15 protein-coding genes, 3 rRNA genes and 4 pseudogenes are annotated in these 21510 nt (G+C 54.1%); 14 read left to right on the top strand and 8 right to left on the bottom strand.

Annotated features, from left to right (window positions below):
• Positions 1-4: 4 nt before the first annotated feature.
• The gene (locus tag RR_RS19870) at positions 5-475 is read right to left on the bottom strand and encodes a hypothetical protein (RefSeq protein ID WP_004966527.1); all 471 of its coding nucleotides are present in this window, start codon (positions 473-475) and stop codon (positions 5-7) included.
• 494 nt (positions 476-969) lie between these two features.
• Between RR_RS19870 and RR_RS19865 the strand changes: the two genes are divergently transcribed.
• Entirely contained in the window at positions 970-1362 is a 393-nt protein-coding gene (locus RR_RS19865; protein ID WP_049939204.1) for a hypothetical protein, read from the top strand.
• Between the two features lie 267 nt (positions 1363-1629).
• On the opposite strand, the gene RR_RS19860 is transcribed toward RR_RS19865, so the two are convergent.
• From RR_RS19860 to RR_RS23145, 3 genes and pseudogenes are all read right to left on the bottom strand, one after another.
• Positions 1630-2076 carry a hypothetical protein gene (locus tag RR_RS19860; protein ID WP_011225073.1) on the bottom strand — a complete coding sequence of 149 codons (447 nt, stop codon included), beginning with the start codon at positions 2074-2076 and terminating at the stop codon, positions 1630-1632.
• Positions 2077-2289: 213 nt separating this feature from the next.
• The gene (locus RR_RS23150; protein WP_267877930.1) at positions 2290-2421 is read right to left on the bottom strand and encodes a hypothetical protein; all 132 of its coding nucleotides are present in this window, start codon (positions 2419-2421) and stop codon (positions 2290-2292) included.
• A 108-nt stretch (positions 2422-2529) separates the two neighbouring features.
• Positions 2530-2853: pseudogene (locus RR_RS23145) on the bottom strand (archaellin/type IV pilin N-terminal domain-containing protein); the annotation flags it as partial.
• Between the two features lie 65 nt (positions 2854-2918).
• Here RR_RS23145 and RR_RS23140 point away from each other — a divergent pair.
• The 3 genes and pseudogenes from RR_RS23140 to RR_RS22615 all read left to right on the top strand — a co-directional run.
• A pseudogene (locus tag RR_RS23140) lies at positions 2919-3041 on the top strand (radical SAM domain-containing protein); the annotation flags it as partial.
• A gap of 360 nt (positions 3042-3401) precedes the next feature.
• The gene (locus tag RR_RS19850) at positions 3402-3800 is read left to right on the top strand and encodes a hypothetical protein (protein ID WP_004966533.1); all 399 of its coding nucleotides are present in this window, start codon (positions 3402-3404) and stop codon (positions 3798-3800) included.
• 150 nt (positions 3801-3950) lie between these two features.
• Positions 3951-4094, top strand: a pseudogene (locus RR_RS22615) (hypothetical protein).
• Between the two features lie 149 nt (positions 4095-4243).
• Here the strand turns inward: RR_RS22615 and RR_RS19845 are convergent.
• The 3 genes from RR_RS19845 to RR_RS19835 form a co-directional block, all read right to left on the bottom strand.
• The gene (locus RR_RS19845; RefSeq protein WP_004966534.1) at positions 4244-4570 is read right to left on the bottom strand and encodes a DUF7521 family protein; all 327 of its coding nucleotides are present in this window, start codon (positions 4568-4570) and stop codon (positions 4244-4246) included.
• Entirely contained in the window at positions 4570-4935 is a 366-nt protein-coding gene (locus tag RR_RS19840; protein ID WP_232508581.1) for a winged helix-turn-helix domain-containing protein, read from the bottom strand. Before RR_RS19840 ends, RR_RS19845 begins: the two co-directional genes overlap by 1 nt.
• Before the next feature lie 107 nt (positions 4936-5042).
• Complete coding sequence (locus tag RR_RS19835) at positions 5043-6305, bottom strand: hypothetical protein (protein WP_011225077.1); 1263 nt, start codon at positions 6303-6305, stop codon at positions 5043-5045.
• Positions 6306-6442: 137 nt separating this feature from the next.
• Between RR_RS19835 and RR_RS21605 the strand changes: the two genes are divergently transcribed.
• Positions 6443-6679 carry an antitoxin VapB family protein gene (locus RR_RS21605; protein ID WP_011225078.1) on the top strand — a complete coding sequence of 79 codons (237 nt, stop codon included), beginning with the start codon at positions 6443-6445 and terminating at the stop codon, positions 6677-6679.
• Between the two features lie 494 nt (positions 6680-7173).
• The gene (locus tag RR_RS19825) at positions 7174-8193 is read left to right on the top strand and encodes a hypothetical protein (RefSeq protein WP_137440596.1); all 1020 of its coding nucleotides are present in this window, start codon (positions 7174-7176) and stop codon (positions 8191-8193) included.
• An 8-nt stretch (positions 8194-8201) separates the two neighbouring features.
• Here the strand turns inward: RR_RS19825 and RR_RS19820 are convergent, their stop codons facing one another.
• Positions 8202-9194 carry an IS5-like element ISHma6 family transposase gene (locus RR_RS19820; RefSeq protein WP_011222280.1) on the bottom strand — a complete coding sequence of 331 codons (993 nt, stop codon included), beginning with the start codon at positions 9192-9194 and terminating at the stop codon, positions 8202-8204.
• 714 nt (positions 9195-9908) lie between these two features.
• On the opposite strand from RR_RS19820, the gene RR_RS19815 reads away from it, so the two are divergent.
• From RR_RS19815 to rrf, 8 genes and pseudogenes are all read left to right on the top strand, one after another.
• Positions 9909-10106, top strand: a complete 198-nt coding sequence (locus RR_RS19815; RefSeq protein WP_004966672.1) for a hypothetical protein — start codon at positions 9909-9911, stop codon at positions 10104-10106.
• A gap of 175 nt (positions 10107-10281) precedes the next feature.
• Positions 10282-11190, top strand: a complete 909-nt coding sequence (locus tag RR_RS19810) for an acetamidase/formamidase family protein (protein WP_011225081.1) — start codon at positions 10282-10284, stop codon at positions 11188-11190.
• 280 nt (positions 11191-11470) lie between these two features.
• Positions 11471-11608, top strand: coding sequence for a DUF7129 domain-containing putative zinc-binding protein (locus RR_RS22610; RefSeq protein WP_164734791.1), 138 nt, complete (start codon positions 11471-11473; stop codon positions 11606-11608).
• A gap of 292 nt (positions 11609-11900) precedes the next feature.
• Positions 11901-12077 (top strand): annotated as a pseudogene (locus tag RR_RS21595) (transposase); the annotation flags it as partial.
• Between the two features lie 1369 nt (positions 12078-13446).
• A complete protein-coding gene (locus RR_RS19805) occupies positions 13447-14685 on the top strand; it encodes an orc1/cdc6 family replication initiation protein (RefSeq protein WP_004966666.1) in 1239 nt (412 codons plus the stop codon).
• A 1405-nt stretch (positions 14686-16090) separates the two neighbouring features.
• A 16S ribosomal RNA gene (locus RR_RS19795) occupies positions 16091-17562 on the top strand.
• 400 nt (positions 17563-17962) lie between these two features.
• Positions 17963-20893, top strand: a 23S ribosomal RNA gene (locus RR_RS19790).
• A gap of 136 nt (positions 20894-21029) precedes the next feature.
• Positions 21030-21152, top strand: a 5S ribosomal RNA gene (gene rrf, locus RR_RS19785).
• The 16S, 23S and 5S rRNA genes sit together here, the layout of an rRNA operon.
• Positions 21153-21510 lie beyond the last annotated feature (358 nt).

Below are 21510 nucleotides of genomic sequence, written 5' to 3'. Positions count from 1 at the left end.
CACGCTACCGATCATCAGCTCGTACGTCGGCTTCCCCATTCAACAAGCGAAACGCCCCGCGCATTAACAGGATGAGCCCAACAAGCCCAGCTATGTAGCCGAGTACATTCACGAAGCCACAGAGCTTGCATCTTGAGGCGGTGAGTATACTGTATATCGTCCCGTTCTTTTTGACACGGGCAGCGGCCACTGTGTCACCCGTTGGATAGTCGAAATCTGGCGGTGACTGATACACCCTGATAAATCCATCAGCACGCAATCCTTGGTCGAACACGTCCTGACCCCCCTCTGAAAGGTTAGTGTACCTGAGCACCTCGGCATCGGGAGGAACTTCTGATTCATCCTCCTCCGTGACGAGAACTGGGTGCGCCGTATCCGGGGCAACGAAAAGGAGTAGACCAGCTATGATGAACGCTGCTACAGCAATTATAATGAGCGCGCGGCCACTGAATCGAAATCCTGCTGGTGTGCCCATTTTAGAGACTGTCTGAAATAGATCAGAGAGCTATTTTCAGTATCTTAATTCGTCAAGCGAGGTAGTGATTTCATGTCCCGTGCAAGTGCGTATATTCTTTGTGGCATCGGTGGCTCTCGCAGGGATGATGGCGCTCCTGCTGTCGATTAGCGCGGATGTCTTCGGCTTCCAGATCGCTATTTTGCAGCCGTCGAGAGCGGGTAGCGTAGCCTTCGCTCTGGCAGTAGCTGGATTCGCAAATGTTTCTCTTGGCGGAGACTCAAATTCGGGCTGAGACACTATGCACATTCAGCACTCCAAGCTGACGAGCAGAGTCGGTCGTCGAGATGCATACGATCTGACTATGTCGCCAGCACTCGTCTGTGATGGATTCACAGATGGATTTTTTATGCGTCTACTAACATGACAGGCCCATGGAAAAGTATGATTCTATCGAAGAATATATTTAGACGCTATCGGGGAGACTCGATGAGTTTGAACAGTCGACGACGACGGTGGACGACCAACAGGCGACGGTATTTCACGACCGCTCGCTATCGATCTCAAAGTTTGGATTAGTCGACACCGTATTCGTGGTCGGCACGGCGGAAACAGCCTCTCAGGCACAGGCGTTCAGTGAGGCTAGCTTCAACTACGGCCTCTCCCTGAAATCGAAACTCCTGCGGGGATTAGGCGGCAACCTCGTCGTCTATCCGGTCATTGTTAGCGAGACAGGTCTCATCGATTGGGTCCAACAGTATGACCCGAAACACTGGTCATCCTTCGAATTTCCAGTCATCATTGACCCGACTGAGGGCACCGTCGATTACTACGAATCGACGCCGTTGTGGGGTATAATCTATTACAAGGGCTTCAGGCAGACGGCTGAGACGATTCTTAAACCATAGACTCCTCATCGACAGACGGCTGGTGAAATTGTGGACCAGAGTGCTTTCTGGTTAGCTCTCTGGATTGAGTGCTCAGTGTCATCCATAATCAGTAACTCTCCAGTACTGACCCCTTCAGTAGAGTGTGCGCGGTCAATGGTGTGGATACTGCGTACTGTGGCCGGTCGGAAGTTCGACTGAGCGGGTCACTGGTTGGCCGAACTGCTCGGGTACTGAAAAGACGGTCTCTAAGGGAATGAGTAGGGAAGCGAATTTCAGGTGTCCGCTTCACCCCCGCTGAAGCCATCGAATCCCAGTAATGCCCATCGCAATCCCAGTGAGGAGGAAGGGGCCTATCTTAATGTAGTCGAAGATGTGACCTGCCGATCCGCTCGTCATCACCTCGTATATCGTTCCCTCGCTCTGGACGTAATAGAAGCCAGTATCATCGGAGTAGTACCATTCCGGTGGCCGGTTTTCTTTGCCGTGAACAGTATAACTGCCCTCGTTAGCCAAGGCCTCTCGGAATGCTGATTTCGCTTCTGGCGACAGATCACCGACCGGAGTGACGGTTTTACTCTCTGGCACTTCGTCGGCTTCAACGGTTCGCGCAATACGATGTGTCGATTGTGCCTCGCCAGGGTGAGGGACCAGAATAAATCCGAGTATAACGATAATGAGACTGGCGATAACGAGAGCACCACCGGCAGGTTGCCGATTGTTTGTGGAGGGCATCGATGGCACCTGTCAACGACGAGTGACAATATCCTTCCGGTATCCTCAGGCGTGGAGCGTAGCGCCATGCGTACCAGAAGGCGACCCGTGCTGCCCGTACAAAAGCGGTCTGAGCGAAACTGGTTTACTTCACAGCGAGACTGAACTTGACCCACTGAGGGTCTGTGGGACAGTTAATTGAATCTCGGTGGTTCCACCAGTCGGTGTGGTAATTCATATCGTCGCCAAGTCACCCTCTGCAAGCGAGTTACCGAAGTTGCCTATGTTAGTTCCACCGACGCTAACATCGAACGGGGCGGCTCCGATGTCGAGCGTTATCTTGAGCCGGTCGGCGCGGTCGTTCAAGACTGGCCGCGACCCGTCGCCGTCCTAGATTATCGTCGTTCCGAACGTTCCGTCGGTGACACCACCCGATTGGCTCTGATGGACCAGACTGTACGAGCCTTATGAATCGACCCATTGGATAGTCGTCTCAGACAGATCGATATTACCGGCGCCCGGCGCTCGACTCACGCTGATGTTCACGACGCCAACACGGTCTTCGCCGCTCACAGTACCGATCTGTCCGGTTGCGGAGGTTACCTGTAGCCGGTTGGTGACTTGGTCAGAGCTCTGTTGCCCTGTCTGTTCGGCGCTTGATTGAAGAAATCCGGCCGTATTGATCAGAACGCCGGCCGCGATTGCCGCAACGAGTACCATCGCAATGAAAACGATGAGCGTGCCGATACCAACCTGTCCACGAGAACCATCTGGGCCCGCGTCGTAAGCGCCTTCTATATAATATCAAACAAATAGAACCGTATATAATGTTTCCTGCAGCATTTTCACACGTGATACTTCCGACATGCTTCGACGGGCTCGAAGTACATTCCTGGCCAGATGGTGAGCTGGTGCGCTCGGCAAGCGGCCAACTCCGGTCAACGCTCAAGACAATGCAACAGGCTGTGTCACCGGAGTTGTTCTCATGGCCGGCCCCAACCATGACCGGTGTCTCATTTTTGTGGATGATACAGCAGAGTGGCATTTCGTTGGGTATCCGGAAACGCTTGTCAGAACTGCCCCCGCGAATGAGAACAAAAATTCGATCAGCGGGTCATCACCAAGTTCACTGATCGCTCCCATGATCGAAATTCACTCCATCGTCCTCTAAGCACTCGTGTTCTGGATAACCATATCTAAGAGTAATACCGGAAACTCAGACAGATAAGTGCATCATCCGCAGCTGTCATTAAATGGCTCTGCCAGCAGGATTTCAGACGGTCTGAGTATCACAACTGGAAATGTGCGAGGTGGATTAATATACACTGAGGTGGCAACGTGTGATCATGGCACAATCGATTTCAGAGTATGTCGAGTATGAGGAGCAAGACGGTGTCGGTGTCTGGTATATTGAGGATATGCCTGCAGCCGTCGAGAGCGGCGACATGGAACAAGCTGAACAACATTATGTTGAAACAGCAAGCGATCCGGAGATGCATAGCGTCGTCGTTGAAATCGGGAATGTAGAAAACGCTAACCGCGAGGTTCTCAACCACGTCAATCAGAACTGGACTGAAGTCTCCGAAGAGTCTGGCGTCAAAACGACTGCATATGTCGCTGATGGGCTGTCACGTCTAGCAATTAGCCAGAACAATGAAGCTGAGAGCGTCACAACCAAAGGATTTGAAGACTTTGACGACGCACTTGAGTGGGCTCAGGAGCAACAGCAGAAGCTCATGGACTAAGACGGTTTAGTTTTGCAGTCACCCTCCATCTGAGATCAGGTTTCACGGTGGTAAGTAGGTATCTTGTCTCGACTGACGGCAGGCACACAAGAGAGGCGTGACTTCGACAGCTGAGAAACGGGTACTCGGGAGCATCAAAGAGTCGAGCGTGTGACGATTGACGAGAAGGTCCGCCAGTGTACGAGCGATATCAGGCGGCTGAAAGCGACGGTGAGCGACGTAAGGTTGCTCTTGAGCTGGGGACTCAACGGATGCCGCCACGTCGACATCTATGTGGCGCTGGAAAACGAGTGAGGAGTCTCACGTTCTACGCTTGCTTGTACAGTGTTGTTCGGGACCAGACGCTGCTTGGTCGCCTCTTCTGGATGGGACCGTTCTCTTGTCGTAAGCTGAATCAGTCTCCGAGCGCGTCGATCCCGGGGTAGTAAACCACTCCAACCGTCTCAGTCGCGCCGATGGAGTGCGTACGCGATGCACACCAGCCCCGCGAACTGGAGTATATTGCTCACTGTCAGGAAATAATCCTGCTGCGGGAGCGAGAGGATACGGAACTGCAGTAGTATTGACCCGACGAACGTGACGGTGTACGTGATGGCGGTCAACAACAGCAGCCCAACTGCGAGATACCGCATTGATGGGTCGCCGTGGCGGTAGAAACTCTGGAGCGATCGGAAGCCGATGTAGAGCCCGACTGCGGCCGAGCCGCTGGCGAAGCCGCTGGCGATAAGCTCGATGACGCGAAAACCGTAGAGGTTCGTCTCGAATACCATCAGAAATCACTCCACAGTCGATGTAATCTGTCAGCTGGGTCCTCATCGGTCTCGGTCTCGATCTCGAAATCGAAGCGACCGTCACGCAGGGAGAAGTGAAGGTCGGTCAACACCGCTGAGTAGACCGAGTCGTGGTGGCCGTCAGGTCGCACCCGCGTCTGTTCGTCGAGGAAGCCGACCGCCTTGAGCCGTTCCACACGCCGATACAGCGTTGACGGGGATGCCTCCGTCCGGTCGGCGAGCTCCTGTACCGTCATCGGCTCGGTACTGGTTGCGGTGAGGATAGCTCTCGCGTACTCGTCGTCAAGGAGGGCAACGACTGTCTCGAGGTCCTGTCCGTCCGTCACTGTATCCCTCGTTGTCATGTCTCGAATATAATCGTCGACGATCCGCTGCCGGTTTCGACCGGGACGTCCCCAGGAATTTGGGTGTTGCACGGGTGTCCGGACGGCTGTCGTGAACTCACCATTCATCACTGGTCGAGCAGGCTGGGCGGGAAGTATACGAGTTCGGTCCAGACGTAGTTCCTGCTGGCGGGCTCTCCGCGGACGAGTATCTGCCACCTCTCTTGACTGCTAACGTCCACTGACAGGGAGTTGCCCGGCCCGATTCGGCCGTAGCTGTCACTAAACTGGGCGTCTGCCGGCTCGGGCTCGCGCGGTCCGTCTGTCCCGTCATTCGCCCCTGCCGAGACGTCTTGCAGGTAGACAGTGAACAGGTCTGCGTCGACTGAATCACCGGCTTCGTGTGTGAGGAGCGCCGTCGAATCGCCCGGCTCCCACGCGAGCCCCCAGGTGATTATCGGTTGGTCGTAGAGGCCGATGCTGTCCATATCCCGGAAGGTATCTGGCGGCATCTTCGCGACGACGGTTGCGATGTCGCCATCAACAGTCACTTCGGCGCGGTCGGCCTCTAGCGCCTCAGGGTACTCGCTGATTCGGTCCCTGATGGACTGTTCCGACACGCCGGCACCGTCCTCGAACAGAAAGCTTCGAGTAGTATAGATTATCGACCCGCCGAATCCGACGCTTCTGGCCTCCAGAACGGCCGTGGAGCCGTCGACGGTGAAGGTTCCTGGCCTGATTCGAGTCCACGGGGGTGCCCCCACACTGTCTGTCATCCGTTCGAACTGGGATTCGGCCTCGTGCAGCCGTGTCTGACGGCCAGATTCGGCGTCGATCCTCGGCCCGACGAACTGCAACGGCTCGTCGATATAGCCCGAAAAGAGTACGTAGTTGTCCCCGTGGGCGATGACCCGCTGGAGGTCATCGCGCTCGTAGATCCTGTATCCCTCGTAGTTGTCGTACTGCTGGTATCCGGTTTCCTCCAGCGCTGCCTTGACGGTGTCCGTGTTTACCGACCCCTTCGCTACGACGCTTCCCCGGGATTCAACCGCCCACTCGAACGCGGAGAGGGCCACACCGATGTCGTCCATCCCCGGTTTGACCCCCTGTCCCCCGTAGGGGGTCCCAAGTAGGTCCGCTCCGCGGTTATCTGGTTCGAGGTACTCCAAGCTCGTTCGGACCCTGTCGAACTGGTCGCCTCGGTCCTGCGTCGGTATCCAGTCCCGGTAGTGTGGTGACCCTGTTTCGGGTTGGTCGACTGATCCGAAGCGGACCCCCTGACCGAATGACGGTAGCGTCGTACAGCCAGCTATTGAAGCACTGCTTACGGCCAGCCCTGCCAGCAACTGCCGTCGGGTACCACACGGTTGGTCGCCAGTATCCTCTGTCATACGTCAGCCGACGATATCCGATAAAAAAGAACGACACCATAGCTGGCAGACCTGACAATCCGTCGGAATTTTTATATACCCACTGGTGCCGAGTAACCGGCTTTTCGGTCTGAACCGGTGACGCGACGGGAGCGTTGATGAAACGGGAAAATGAGAGTTTCACAGACGTTCTCCTCCGAATGACGGGAGACGAGCAGGACGTCATGAAGGGGTTCGGTGCTTGGAAAGACCGCGGACTCCGCGAGGAAGCCGAAGGGATGCGAGAGGAACTTGACGAGGACTTCAGGGAACGTCAGGATAAACTGTTTGGACACTACCGCGCTCATCGACTACCTGCACGGGGACGAGGCGATAGCCGAGTATCTCGAACATAACGAGCCACTCCCGCTCTTCGTACCTACGGTGGCACTCCAGAGGTATTCGCCAGCGCGGGCCGATTGCGGGGCCGTGACGGCGTTGAAGAGGCCCGCGATGACCTCGATTGGGTCAAACCACTGGAACTCTCCGCCGACGGGGCAGCTGAAGCTGCATTGGTAAGGGCCGAGCTCCAAGAGAGCGAGAATAAGATCGGTTCGATGGACACGTCGGAGCGCTCAAAGATCGTTCGTTTGAGCGACTGCCTCAGCAGCCTGTGTCCGAATCCCCTCGACGAAGAACTCTAACCAAGGCTCCCAAGCGCCCATTTCGCCGACCGTGCGCATCCGGTCGGCATACTCGATCTTCATCCAGGAGGCTGTTGCCCGCCATTTTGCTTGCAGTCGTTGGGCTCTGTTAAAGTTCTCACCAGAGAACAGGTCTTGGTCCGGTTGTAGTCAATACAGGCTTCGTTTGTATCGACTGTTTCACCCTTTCATTTCAAAAATCAATAGTGTTATCAAATATCGGTCACGTAAGTGTAACCAAGAGGACCGTATACGGCATATTCTACTCTACGATGGATAAACAGTCGCTCACACGTCGCGCTGCTCTCGGTTTTATAGCTGGAGGTGGCATGCTGCTGGTGTCTGAGTCGCTTGCGTTTACACAAACCAGTGCTCGCCGCAAAAGCGACCTTGACACGGCAGCAGATGCCAACGCACTTCTCGGATTGGTCGATACATCTAGGACTGCTCAGGTCTCTGGAGAGAATGACACGGCAACCGTGTACAAAATAACCGATAACATCGGTTCGCTGTCTGAGTCAGATATCGATGTGAGTGTTGTGAAGTTGGTTACACAGGACGGGACAGAGGTTACTTCTCCACCAGTTGATGCTACCGTCCGAAACACAGGCTTCGGCCAGTTTGACGTGGACATCAGTTGTACCAACAAAACCGATGATCTCGGGGATTCATATGAAGTTGTCCTCGATTTTTCGGCGACAACGGACGACATATCGGTTACTGCGACCCGGAGAACCAGTCCCAGGTCCTACGTCGATATCAGCTGCACATTCGACTACGGCGATTCGAACAACTATCGTGATGGTAATGATGGTGACGCCCCTCAACCAACAGATCCGAGTGGGAATATCGAGAATCCCGCTGCAGTCAACGACGACGATAGTACAACTGCGGCAGCTCTCTCTTCGGGGGGGCAGGAGGACCTCAAAGTTGGATACTCACTGCCGGCGGTAGACGAGACAGCCGCTGAGTACGAGATGATCTTCGACATAGAGCGCATTCAGATCGGCAGTGGCTCCTTTGGATTCTATCTCGTCAATGGTGCTGGCCAGCAGCTCACGACTCGACAAGTCCTTGCCACGGGGACCAACAGCTACCCCTTCACAGATTCAGAAGAGCAACAAATCGCTGCAAATAACGACAATCTCTATTTGATCCTCGACTCAGATACCAACGGGAAAGGCAATAGAGAACTCGAGATTGACTACTTCGAGAGGGTGTCATAGAACTCTTCTCACACCGTGATGATCGTGCTTCCCGGATTGTCTCCGCGTTCGTAATTGGTGATTGCGACGACCAGGCGAAGACACAGTGCGAGGAAGACCTGCGCTCGTGCGTGGGCGCGGCCTCGGGCGTGCGTTCGCCCGAGGCCGCAGTCCTTCACTGATTCGTTGGTTCGTTCCACTCCAGTGCGGCGATTGTACGTCTGGTTTAGTATCGATTGTTTCAGCTGTACATCCTCGCTGTGTTTCTCAATGCGGTCCTCGACCCTGTATTCGATATCTTTCGGGTCGTCAGCGTTTCTAGCATTGTACGGGGCGACTGGCACGACCCCTGCGGCCAGCAGGTGGTCGTGCCAGTCGAGGGTGTCGTAGGCGCTGTCACCGACCATCCAAATCGGCTTGGCGACGGCGAGCGCGTCACAGGTGACGCGCATCGCCGTCTCTTCTGGCGCTTGTTTGCTCTCGGTGAACTCCGCTGCAATCGGTATTTTTTGTCCGGTCGAAACAATCGTACAGCCGTAGCCGTAGTAGTACTCTTCATCGGTTGGATCGTAGCATTTCGACGCATCTTGGTCAGCGGGCATCGCCCTCACGTCGGTTGAATCGATGCAGTAGGTCAAGTCGAGCAGGCCGCGCCGGGCGGCCTGCTCGACGAGGTGGTCAAAGACTTCGTCGACGACGTGTTCGAGGTCAGTAAGGAACCGATCGACCGCGTCTCTTGACGGCGGTCGATCGAAGCCACAGCTCAGCCAGACAACCGTGTTCTGAAGCTCCCGCTCAGCAGGACGAATTCCGTAGATATCACGGTAATAGCAGTGGAGGAACCCACGCAGCATCTCTGGTGGTTTATGCTCTCGTGTTCGCCCCGTCTCCGCCGGGGCGAACACGTCGAACTCGCCAAGAAACTCGAAGGAGAGATGCTCAAACAACGCTAACGTCTCGGTCTCCGCGACATTGAAGAACGACTCTACCGAAGGCTCATTCTGCAGGGTCGCTGAGTCCATACCACCTCAGCATTCACCCTGCTCTTTGGTGTGGTAACTGTTCTATGACACCCTCTACTTCGAATTAAACTCGGTGTGACTCGTTTAGCGCGCAGTTCTACTGAGCGTTGTATTCGCCTAGTTGAGATTGATAGTATACGATTTCGGTAGTAGCGACTTGTACAACAGGCCGTGAATCGATCAGTACAGGAGTTTTATGCCTCATTATAAGAGCCAACGTATAGATTAAAAAGCCAATAGGCGATTACACTCACAACTATAACACCGAAGCTCCCAGCCAGCCAGTTACCATTAACAACAAACTCACGGATACCTCCTGTAGCGCCTCTAAAGGCAAATAGGACAAGTAAAACAAGTGCTAAGCGGCGAAAATAAAAACAGAGGCCCTTTCCAAAGTCATGACTATCTGTGTTCATGTTCTGAAATTATCATCTCTATCTGAATAGTTCTTTCCCTGTTCAGTTCGCAGTAGCTACCTAACGGCTGTTTCAGCGGTATCAGTGTCAAACTAATAGTATTCCAACAAAGCTTCCCATCCCAATATTTTCTACCCTGAGTGGTCCCAGTTCTGGATGTTTCTATGACACGCTCTAACAGGAAACAGCTTGGTCCAGTGGTCGGGTTTCGAACCTTCCGTAGTGGATTGTGCTTGCGTGTGGCTTCCCTACCGATATAGAGGACAGGGTTTGAGAGGGGGCTCGACGTAAGAGGTGTATGGAGAAAAATCAACTCGTTGAACTCGCGCTCTACTATATTGCAATGTTGCTGCTGGTATTTTTCATTCTTGAACTATCCCAGGCCGTTGTGGGTGACATTGCAATCTGGCTCGAATTCGGTATTATCCTTGTTGTTGTCTTCGCGTATCGATATATCGCGGTCTGGCTCGGTATCGACCCCAGTGGCCGAGAGTAAGGGGATGGGCTAGCGAGCCAGGCCAGTTGCCTTGTGGGTACGCTCACGGGCTCTCTCAGACAGTTATGCCTCGGCTGACTTCAGCAACAACCGCAGCGGACGAAGACACAGCGGTTGAGAGCGTCCCAGCGTATCGGGGAGACTTTTTTGTAGCATTTGCCCGAAGAGAATCTATATGTCACGCCGATGTGTCTCATTCGACGAGGACGGCCACATCTACGAGTTCTCTCCGGAGATGGATCCGGTCTATACAGCTGCCGACGGGGAATCGCTCACAATCGAGACTATCGATAGTCTCAATAAAACGATTCAGACTGGTGACGACCTCCTTGATTCGATTCCGGACGAAGTGAACGCAGCGACCGGCCCAATCGAAGTAGAGGGTGCTGAGCCGGGTGACATCTTGGCGGTCGAGATTGAAGCGGTGCGGGTCACCGAGGGCCAGGGCCGAGTGGTCACGACGCCGGACTTCGGATTGCTACAAGACGACGAAGAGATTGAACACCCTGCGACCCGAATCACCGAAGTCGATGGTGACACGATCGAATTCGACGGCCACGAAATTCCGATCGAGCCGATGATCGGGACAATTGGTGTGGCTACCGCAGAAGAGACCATCACGACACTGACCCCTCACGACCATGGTGGGAACCTCGATACCACCGACATGACCGGCGGAACCACTGCTTACTTCCCCGTATTTCAGGACGGGGCAATGTTGGCGATGGGCGACTCCAAGGCCGCTATGGCCGACGGAGAGATGTGCGGGACAGGTGCCGAAATCGGGACCGAAATCGATGTCACGGTTTCAGTGATTTCGGACCCCGGTGTTGGACTCGACCGTCCCATTGTAGATACGGGTGAGAATATCAAGTCAATCGCCAGCGCCGACACGATGGAAGAGGCAGTCAAATTGGCTAACCGTGATATCCTTGACCTCTTGCAAGCCGATCACGACATGTCGAAGACAGAGGCATACCTGTTTTCCAGTCTTGTTGGCGGACTCGAAATAAGCCAAGTCGTCGATCCACTCGTAACCGTGCGAAACTCCATCCCTGCAGAGCACTTGTCGCACCCATTCTGATTCGGGTATGGTGTCGCAGTTGTTGGTCGGTTTTGTTGAATTGGATGTGTTTCTCGCGAGGATTCAACGGCTGGAATAACGTGAGCAAACGCCAGTAGGTGATAGTCTCTCAGGTGGGGTTCAACTACCCCCGCTATAGATTATTCTATACGCCACATTTCACTATAATAACCCATTGTATATACTCTCTTACTACCGGAGAGATGTGCTCATAGTGTAATTGGGTGAATGATATGATGGCCGAAAAGAATTATTACTATAGGGATACTAAATATGCCATATGAGCCGGCGAGACCCACTTGCGAAAGAGCAAAAAGAGTTCAAATGTACCAACTGTGGCTATCGGACAACGGCACCGAGCAGGGAACTCACGTGTCGCCGCTGTGAGGGACGGATGAAAGATGTCGTGATTCCGTAGGCAGTCACTGGCAGCCTCCTGATTAGCTTGAAACCGATATACTAAACGGTGAAATGAATCTCTGAGCTACAGCTGGAGCCACATTCGAGAGGTTGTGCTCGAAGCCATCTCGGAAACCTTTGAGACACTGTCTCCGTATCCTCTACTCGTCAGAGAGACACAAAGTACGAACGCAGTGGAGTAGGAACGGCTATTACTCTGCCGCTCTTGCATAAGAGATTGTTGATACTGGAGAGCGGTAGCTGCGGAGTCGAAGAGGACAAGGGCACCGCGCCAGTGGTGCCCGACACGAATGATTCCGCTCGATGTGTTTGGGTTGGAATCGGTCGCAGCAGACCTGTTGGAGCAGGTTCGCTGGCGTGACGGTGTTACCTGTCCTCGCTGCCGTTCTGACCGGACGGTCAGAAACGGCAGCTACAGAGAGTTTCAACGGTATCTCTGTAAGAATTGCGACCGCACGTTCAACGATACTCCAGAACAATCCCTGAAGTGAATGCTGGCCGCGTCCATGGATCACTTGGCCGGGTACATCCTGACCCAGCGGTGCTAGATCTGTTCACTGAGTATGGAATCCAGTTCGTTCTTGGATTGGACAGCCACACGCCTGTGGAACTCTCGGAGCGAGTCCCCCAACTACGAGCGGTGACTGGAACTTCAGACCGGTATCCTGTTTCTGAGGTACTACGTGACAATCAACAGTAAGTTCTGGAAACTGCGCTTCAGTGGGTTCGGTTGCTGGATGTTATTTTCCGTTTTGATCGCCTTCAGTAGCCTTCCCATGGTACGGTCAGGACGCTCTCACTGGAACGGCCCTCACCAGACTGGGGCTAAAAAATGGGTCCCATGCCTGTGAGACCAGTCGTTGGATATAGTTTCTTCACCTGTGAAAGCGAGTGAACTAACTGCAAGGTAGACCTTCGAACGTACCGATTTGCCCTATCCGGGACATCAGTGAGGAGCTCGAGCGGACAGATATATTAGTCAGGTCGGGCCAGCCTTTTGACGCTCCTTTTGTACCAGATACACCAGCAACCCAAGTATTCCAAGAAGTCCGTATGCCATTCCGCGAAGTTTCGGGTTCCAACTCCCGTTGTCTGACACCCGTCAGACCCCACTATTTCTACTATTAGAATTACACATTAGGATAGAAGAAGTAAGAATGGCCACCCTCCCCCCACTATTTCCACTAAAGCTAGTAGGACAGGTAAGTTAGGCTCCGCACCTCATTTCTTTCACTAGAACTAGTCCCTACAACAACACCGCTCTAGCTCTACTACGGTCTAGCTATAATGCTATTATTATAAACTTTTCCCTAGATCAAAGTTCATTTTCTGTAGTCGTCGCTACTTCGTTGTTCTTTACTGGAAATAGTGGGGGGAGGGTGTACCAATAATCTACACCATTCCATCCTACTTCAGTCTCCTGATTACACTTGTTTCACCGATATACTGGAAACGGTGGGGTCTCTAACTCTTATAAAAAGGTATTTACTGGAAATACTGGAACCCAGTGGTCTGACCCATCTGTCACAACTCATGATACAGTGACTCCGATTTACTGGAAACGGTGGGGTGTGTCTAGTCCCCCCACGACACGCTATATACTGGAAATAGTGGGGTACTATCGCTCCACATAGCGCCAAGCGGCAGTTATCTCGTATATACCTAATTCCATTCTACTGGTCTTCAACCGCACCGCGATAGAGCGCAGGTGATATAGTGGAAACAGTGGGGTCCTCCCCATATATCGGAAGGGTCACCCAGTCCTGGTTATACTGGAAATAGCGGAAACGGTGGTCGAAACAACTATTGTGGTAGCCTCACTCATTCACGCATAATATGGGTCCTCGTTTTCAACCGGACGACACGCTGTACAAACGCCGGAATACACTCAAAGTCGAGTATGTGCCGGATGATATTGTTGGCCGGGACAACGAGATTGAGGAATATGAAGCTGCTTTACAGCCGATAATCAATGGTGAGTACCCCGATAACATCTTCATCTATGGAAAGACTGGTGTCGGGAAGACTGCTGTGACGAACTTTCTACTTAATGAACTCCGAGAATCAGCGGACCATTTTGAAGTCGATCTCACCGTCATCTCGCTGAATTGCGATGGGCTGAGTACGAGCTATCAGGCTGCAATCAGCCTCGTGAATAACCTTCGCGGTCACGAGAACCATATCGCTGAGACCGGCCATCCTCAATCCAAAGTTTATCGTCTCCTCTGGAATGAACTGAATAAGCTTTCTGGCAGCGTTATCATCGTTCTCGACGAGATCGACCACATCACGGATGATACCTTCCTCTACCAGATCACCCGTGCCGATAACAACGGCTATATCGACAATATCCAGCTTGGTGTCATTGGGATCAGTAACGATTCGACCTTCCGCGAACAGCTCGATGCGAAGGTGCAGTCATCTCTCTGTGAGACGGAGATTTCGTTCCCGCCATACGGCACGGAAGAACTCCAGAAGGTCCTCGAACAACGGGCCGAGATAGCCTTCCACGAGAGTGCGCTTGAGGATGGCGTCATCCCGCTGTGTGCCGCACTCGGTCGCCAGGATGGTGGTGACGCCCGACGGGCGATCACGCTTCTGCGGAAGGCTGGCGACCTCGCTCGCACTGAAAACGCAAACTCGGTTACGACTGATCATGTCGAACGCGCTCAGGAGAAGCTTGAGGCCCAACAGAGCATGGACATTATGCGCGACCTCACTGAACACGAGCAACTCACACTCTATGCGCTGACCACGCTTGCTGCAGAGGGGGAAACACCCGCCCGCTCTCGGATTGTCTATCAGCGATATAAAGAGCTCTGTGAGTTTCAGGGCCGAGAACCGCGAACTGCGCGCCGAATGCGCAGTTTTCTCTCAGATTTCGAAATTCTCAATCTCACACTGTCTGAGATGGAACATCGTGGTCAGGACGGTGGCACGTACCGTCAGCATGAACTCAATCGCGATATTGCGACTGTCGTTGATGCTCTCCAGACGATTATTGGCGAGTTTGGCGCACATCAAAGTATCATTGAGTACCTGCCCGACTCCGGCGAGGAGTTCGCCACGATGTGACGAGGAAAACACACACCACTGTTTCCGGAGAAAACCGCACTACCTCGGACCAACCAGTGCAACGTACCGGCTCTTGACCTTCTCACCCGCTCCATCTATTGTATCTTTCGGCTTAACCACCCTGAATATTGCTCCAGCATTATCCATCGCTGACACGCCGAAGCAGCGCCTCAAACTTCTCGCGCTGGAGTGGGTGTGCATATACTCCATTCTCCCCCCTGGAAGGTCTGATTTCCCGACTTGCAACACCTCACTGTTGATTTCGACGGAGCGTTAACGCTGTCAACATGCCACATCAAATCTGTCCTGAGAAGATGTCTACGATCAAAGCGAAGAAACGTGACAATGCGTCGTTCAGCGACGCCGTAGCACGACTCATCGACGGGGCGTTCTCTCAGAGACCTTCGCGGTGCGTTCGATGAAGATCAGGTAGCCGATATGCGAGACACCATCGGGCAGGCTGGTCAGGACGACCGTAATGAAGCCCGTGATGTCGCAGGGCGATTTGAATGATTTCGATACGAGCCTTATCTTGGATATCATCGACGCTGTCGTAGCGGCCGTTGAGAAGGAACGTGAGTTCGAAGTAGCGAATGTTCCACTGGTGATTTCGGCGATAACAGTCTTGGAACTGTACATCGGCGTCGTACGGGGTCAAACTGGACGGGGAAGTAGAAGGTCGCGCACACACGCGCGGAGCGCCCATAGAAGCCGTGCTTGACTCATCCGCGCTGGCTAACACGAACCTAAGCATTTCCCGCCGTGCTGGTCGGCTATTCGGTGAATGCATAGCTAACCGCAGACGACGGCGAAGGGAGCGGTATTGGCAAAGGACGCAGCAATCGCTGCAACCGTTTTGGGGCGTAACGAGTCCGTTTTCGTCGGTGATAGAGGAGACTTCCTACGCGCAACTGATTTATTTCTCACCTCTGAATCGCGGATTGTGCCGACCTGAGCGATGAAATCCTCCACCGATATCCAGATAATATCCCTCAAAACTTGACTATACTTTTGTAACTGTCGCTCAACTTCGCCGGTCCAATACACTACTGAAACCACCCGTGTGTATGCCACGCGTGTGCCGTGTGGTTCCTGAACATGGCGGGTCCAAGACCGTCCATTTATATACTCCCCTCCCATCGGATGTAATGCGAAGGTCGCGCCGGGCAGCATTCCCGGAACGACACCCCAACGCCACCCCCGTGGTGGGTTGGGTCACTCGCTTAGAATGCGAGGCCAGCGAGGCTTCGTGTTCGTGTATGAGGATTCCACCCCTGCGGTCCGCCGTTAAGATGGAATCTGATGTGAGCCCACGGACCCATGCAGTAGTCAACATTGGCGTAGGAACCAATGTGTTAGCTTCCGACGGAGTGCAACCACTTCCGCCGCTGATGTATATCAGCACATTCCGGTTGATCCTGCCGGAGGCCATTGCTATCGGAGTCCGATTTAGCCATGCTAGTTGCACGAGTTTAGACTCGTAGCATATAGCTCAGTAACACGTGGCCAAACTACCCTACAGACCGCAATAACCTCGGGAAACTGAGGCCAATAGCGGATATAACTCTCATGCTGGAGTGCAGAGAGTTAGAAACGTTCCGGCGCTGTAGGATGTGGCTGCGGCCGATTAGGTAGATGGTGGGGTAACGGCCCACCATGCCGATAATCGGTACAGGTTGTGAGAGCAAGAGCCTGGAGACGGTATCTGAGACAAGATACCGGGCCCTACGGGGCGCAGCAGGCGCGAAACCTTTACACTGCACGACAGTGCGATAGGGGGACTCCGAGTGTGAGGGCATATAGCCCTCGCTTTTCTGTACCGTAAGGTGGTACAGGAACAAGGACTGGGCAAGACCGGTGCCAGCCGCCGCGGTAATACCGGCAGTCCGAGTGATGGCCGATATTATTGGGCCTAAAGCGTCCGTAGCTTGCTGTGTAAGTCCATTGGGAAATCGACCAGCTCAACTGGTCGGCGTCCGGTGGAAACTACACAGCTTGGGGCCGAGAGACTCAACGGGTACGTCCGGGGTAGGAGTGAAATCCTGTAATCCTGGACGGACCACCAATGGGGAAACCACGTTGAGAGACCGGACCCGACAGTGAGGGACGAAAGCCAGGGTCTCGAACCGGATTAGATACCCGGGTAGTCCTGGCTGTAAACAATGCTCGCTAGGTATGTCACGCGCCATGAGCACGTGATGTGCCGTAGTGAAGACGATAAGCGAGCCGCCTGGGAAGTACGTCCGCAAGGATGAAACTTAAAGGAATTGGCGGGGGAGCACCACAACCGGAGGAGCCTGCGGTTTAATTGGACTCAACGCCGGACATCTCACCGGTCCCGACAGTAGTAATGACAGTCAGGTTGACGACTTTACTCGACGCTACTGAGAGGAGGTGCATGGCCGCCGTCAGCTCGTACCGTGAGGCGTCCTGTTAAGTCAGGCAACGAGCGAGACCCACACTTCTAGTTGCCAGCAACACCCCTGCGGTGGTTGGGTACACTAGGAGGACTGCCATTGCTAAAATGGAGGAAGGAATGGGCAACGGTAGGTCAGTATGCCCCGAATGGACCGGGCAACACGCGGGCTACAATGGCTATGACAGTGGGATGCAACGCCGAAAGGCGACGCTAATCTCCAAACGTAGTCGTAGTTCGGATTGCGGGCTGAAACCCGCCCGCATGAAGCTGGATTCGGTAGTAATCGCGTGTCAGAAGCGCGCGGTGAATACGTCCCTGCTCCTTGCACACACCGCCCGTCAAAGCACCCGAGTGGGGTCCGGATGAGGCCGTCATGCGACGGTCGAATCTGGGCTCCGCAAGGGGGCTTAAGTCGTAACAAGGTAGCCGTAGAGGAATCTGCGGCTGGATCACCTCCTACTGACCGGGATCAGGGCCTTGCCCTGACCCACCTACACTTGGTTGTTGGTCACAACAACCAGACGGAACTGACTGGTGACCACAAGTCACCGCGAGTCGGTAAGCGCCGACTACTGCATGGGCCCGCTGGGCTCACAAGACCTATCCGAGGCGGATATCCCCACACGGGGATGTCGGGTGCAACTCCCGACGGGTCCGTACTCCGTATCGCTTCGAAATCCGTCCCCTTAAGTGTGGGACGGCGTTCGAATGTGATACGACGACAGATGCACCAGGCCGGGTAAAACCGAGCCTGGGAAGGGTCGATTCGCCCACCATCTCCACCTTGGGGGCGAGTATGAAACCGTGTGTACGTGCGATCCAGGCGTCCACTGGACTCGTTCAGTTGAACGAGTCACAACGACGTTGGCTACTATGCCAGCTGGTGGATTGCTCGGCTCAGGCGCTGATGAAGGACGTGCCAAGCTGCGATAAGCCATGGGGAGCCGCACGGAGGCGAAGAACCATGGATTTCCGAATGAGAATCTCTCTAACAATTGCTTCGCGCAATGAGGAACCCCGAGAACTGAAACATCTCAGTATCGGGAGGAACAGAAAACGCAATGTGATGTCGTTAGTAACCGCGAGTGAACGCGATACAGCCCAAACCGAAGCCCTCACGGGCAATGTGGTGTCAGGGCTACCTCTCATCAGCCGACCGTCTCGACGAAGTCTCTTGGAACAGAGCGTGATACAGGGTGACAACCCCGTACTCGAGACCAGTACGCTGTGCGGTAGTGCCAGAGTAGCGGGGGTTGGATATCCCTCGCGAATAACGCAGGCATCGACTGCGAAGGCTAAACACAACCTGAGACCGATAGTGAACAAGTAGTGTGAACGAACGCTGCAAAGTACCCTCAGAAGGGAGGCGAAATAGAGCATGAAATCAGTTGGCGATCGAGCGACAGGGCATACAAGGTCCCTTGACGAATGACCGACGCGCGAGCGTCCAGTAAGACTCACGGGAAGCCGATGTTCTGTCGTACGTTTTGAAAAACGAGCCAGGGAGTGTGTCTGCATGGCAAGTCTAACCGGAGTATCCGGGGAGGCACAGGGAAACCGACATGGCCGCAGGGCTTTGCCCGAGGGCCGCCGTCTTCAAGGGCGGGGAGCCATGTGGACACGACCCGAATCCGGACGATCTACGCATGGACAAGATGAAGCGTGCCGAAAGGCACGTGGAAGTCTGTTAGAGTTGGTGTCCTACAATACCCTCTCGTGATCTATGTGTAGGGGTGAAAGGCCCATCGAGTCCGGCAACAGCTGGTTCCAATCGAAACATGTCGAAGCATGACCTCCGCCGAGGTAGTCTGTGAGGTAGAGCGACCGATTGGTGTGTCCGCCTCCGAGAGGAGTCGGCACACCTGTCAAACTCCAAACTTACAGACGCCGTTTGACGCGGGGATTCCGGTGCGCGGGGTAAGCCTGTGTACCAGGAGGGGAACAACCCAGAGATAGGTTAAGGTCCCCAAGTGTGGATTAAGTGTAATCCTCTGAAGGTGGTCTCGAGCCCTAGACAGCCGGGAGGTGAGCTTAGAAGCAGCTACCCTCTAAGAAAAGCGTAACAGCTTACCGGCCGAGGTTTGAGGCGCCCAAAATGATCGGGACTCAAATCCACCACCGAGACCTGTCCGTACCACTCATACTGGTAATCGAGTAGATTGGCGCTCTAATTGGATGGAAGTAGGGGTGAAAACTCCTATGGACCGATTAGTGACGAAAATCCTGGCCATAGTAGCAGCGATAGTCGGGTGAGAACCCCGACGGCCTAATGGATAAGGGTTCCTCAGCACTGCTGATCAGCTGAGGGTTAGCCGGTCCTAAGTCATACCGCAACTCGACTATGACGAAATGGGAAACGGGTTAATATTCCCGTGCCACTATGCAGTGAAAGTTGACGCCCTGGGGTCGATCACGCTGGGCATTCGCCCAGTCGAACCGTCCAACTCCGTGGAAGCCGTAATGGCAGGAAGCGGACGAACGGCGGTATAGGGAAACGTGATTCAACCTGGGGCCCATGAAAAGACGAGCATAGTGTCCGTACCGAGAACCGACACAGGTGTCCATGGCGGCGAAAGCCAAGGCCTGTCGGGAGCAACCAACGTTAGGGAATTCGGCAAGTTAGTCCCGTACCTTCGGAAGAAGGGATGCCTGCTCCGGAACGGAGCAGGTCGCAGTGACTCGGAAGCTCGGACTGTCTAGTAACAACATAGGTGACCGCAAATCCGCAAGGACTCGTACGGTCACTGAATCCTGCCCAGTGCAGGTATCTGAACACCTCGTACAAGAGGACGAAGGACCTGTCAACGGCGGGGGTAACTATGACCCTCTTAAGGTAGCGTAGTACCTTGCCGCATCAGTAGCGGCTTGCATGAATGGATTAACCAGAGCTTCACTGTCCCAACGTTGGGCCCGGTGAACTGTACATTCCAGTGCGGAGTCTGGAGACACCCAGGGGGAAGCGAAGACCCTATGGAGCTTTACTGCAGGCTGTCGCTGAGACGTGGTCGCCGATGTGCAGCATAGGTAGGAGACACTACACAGGTACCCGCGCTAGCGGGCCACCGAGTCAACAGTGAAATACTACCCGTCGGTGACTGCGACTCTCACTCCGGGAGGAGGACACCGATAGCCGGGCAGTTTGACTGGGGCGGTACGCGCTCGAAAAGATATCGAGCGCGCCCTATGGCTATCTCAGCCGGGACAGAGACCCGGCGAAGAGTGCAAGAGCAAAAGATAGCTTGACAGTGTTCTTCCCAACGAGGAACGCTGACGCGAAAGCGTGGTCTAGCGAACCAATTAGCCTGCTTGATGCGGGCAATTGATGACAGAAAAGCTACCCTAGGGATAACAGAGTCGTCACTCGCAAGAGCACATATCGACCGAGTGGCTTGCTACCTCGATGTCGGTTCCCTCCATCCTGCCCGTGCAGAAGCGGGCAAGGGTGAGGTTGTTCGCCTATTAAAGGATGTCGTGAGCTGGGTTTAGACCGTCGTGAGACAGGTCGGCTGCTATCTACTGGGTGTGTAATGGTGTCTGACAAGAACGACCGTATAGTACGAGAGGAACTACGGTTGGTGGCCACTGGTGTACCGGTTGTTCGAGAGAGCACGTGCCGGGTAGCCACGCCACACGGGGTAAGAGCTGAACGCATCTAAGCTCGAAACCCACTTGGAAAAGAGACACCGCCGAGGTCCCGCGTACAAGACGCGGTCGATAGACTCGGGGTGTGCGCGTCGAGGTAACGAGACGTTAAGCCCACGAGCACTAACAGACCAAAGCCATCATTCATACGCACTGTGACTCATTCACCGACGATTTAACTCGTCGCTGAACGAGTCCAGGCGCAAACTGGATCGCACGTAATCACACGGTGGAAGAGTTAATCGAGACTGGTACTATCGCGGTTCGATTCCGTGACTCGACGTTAGGCGGCCACAGCGGTGGGGTTGCCTCCCGTACCCATCCCGAACACGGAAGATAAGCCCACCAGCGTTCCGGGGAGTACTGGAGTGCGCGAGCCTCTGGGAAACGCGGTTCGCCGCCACCATTCATACCTTTCATAGCCCACTCAGGAGAGATATCTCTCCCGAGTGGGCTTTCCGTATTTAAACAGAGCCGAACCACTCAGTAAATGACCGGTTCTCGCACTCTGTGGAATACGGCTTCAATCGGTGAGATCAGACGTGCGACTAGCGATCGTGATCGAGTCGTTGAGTCACAGCCTAGGCGTTTGCAGGCAACGGTCTGGATCTTGTTGCATGACTCGTCGAATCTCGGATCAACGAACAGGATGGCTCCCGTGTTGTCAAAATATCGAATGATAGCATCCAGAACAGTCTATCTAGTTCGATTACTGTCAGCAGCAGTTATACTAGTGGATGAGAATGTGCGAGATACACCCTGTT

The sequence above is a fragment of the Haloarcula marismortui ATCC 43049 genome, from assembly GCF_000011085.1.
GTDB lineage: Archaea > Halobacteriota > Halobacteria > Halobacteriales > Haloarculaceae > Haloarcula > Haloarcula marismortui.
The sequence above is the reverse complement of the archived record's forward strand: the minus strand, read 5'-3'. Positions and strand labels throughout refer to the sequence as shown.

What these genes read in the sequence shown, in the direction of transcription:
- RR_RS19870 (WP_004966527.1), bottom strand. Translation starts at nt 475, where the DNA reads ATGGGCACACCAGCAGGATTTCGATTCAGTGGCCGCGCGCTCATTATA.
- RR_RS19860 (WP_011225073.1), bottom strand. Translation starts at nt 2,076, where the DNA reads ATGCCCTCCACAAACAATCGGCAACCTGCCGGTGGTGCTCTCGTTATC.
- RR_RS19850 (WP_004966533.1), top strand. Translation starts at nt 3,402, where the DNA reads ATGGCACAATCGATTTCAGAGTATGTCGAGTATGAGGAGCAAGACGGT.
- RR_RS19845 (WP_004966534.1), bottom strand. Translation starts at nt 4,570, where the DNA reads ATGGTATTCGAGACGAACCTCTACGGTTTTCGCGTCATCGAGCTTATC.
- RR_RS19840 (WP_232508581.1), bottom strand. Translation starts at nt 4,935, where the DNA reads ATGACAACGAGGGATACAGTGACGGACGGACAGGACCTCGAGACAGTC.
- RR_RS19835 (WP_011225077.1), bottom strand. Translation starts at nt 6,305, where the DNA reads ATGACAGAGGATACTGGCGACCAACCGTGTGGTACCCGACGGCAGTTG.
- RR_RS21605 (WP_011225078.1), top strand. Translation starts at nt 6,443, where the DNA reads ATGAAACGGGAAAATGAGAGTTTCACAGACGTTCTCCTCCGAATGACG.
- RR_RS19820 (WP_011222280.1), bottom strand. Translation starts at nt 9,194, where the DNA reads ATGGACTCAGCGACCCTGCAGAATGAGCCTTCGGTAGAGTCGTTCTTC.
- RR_RS19815 (WP_004966672.1), top strand. Translation starts at nt 9,909, where the DNA reads ATGGAGAAAAATCAACTCGTTGAACTCGCGCTCTACTATATTGCAATG.
- RR_RS19810 (WP_011225081.1), top strand. Translation starts at nt 10,282, where the DNA reads ATGTCACGCCGATGTGTCTCATTCGACGAGGACGGCCACATCTACGAG.
- RR_RS22610 (WP_164734791.1), top strand. Translation starts at nt 11,471, where the DNA reads ATGAGCCGGCGAGACCCACTTGCGAAAGAGCAAAAAGAGTTCAAATGT.
- RR_RS19805 (WP_004966666.1), top strand. Translation starts at nt 13,447, where the DNA reads ATGGGTCCTCGTTTTCAACCGGACGACACGCTGTACAAACGCCGGAAT.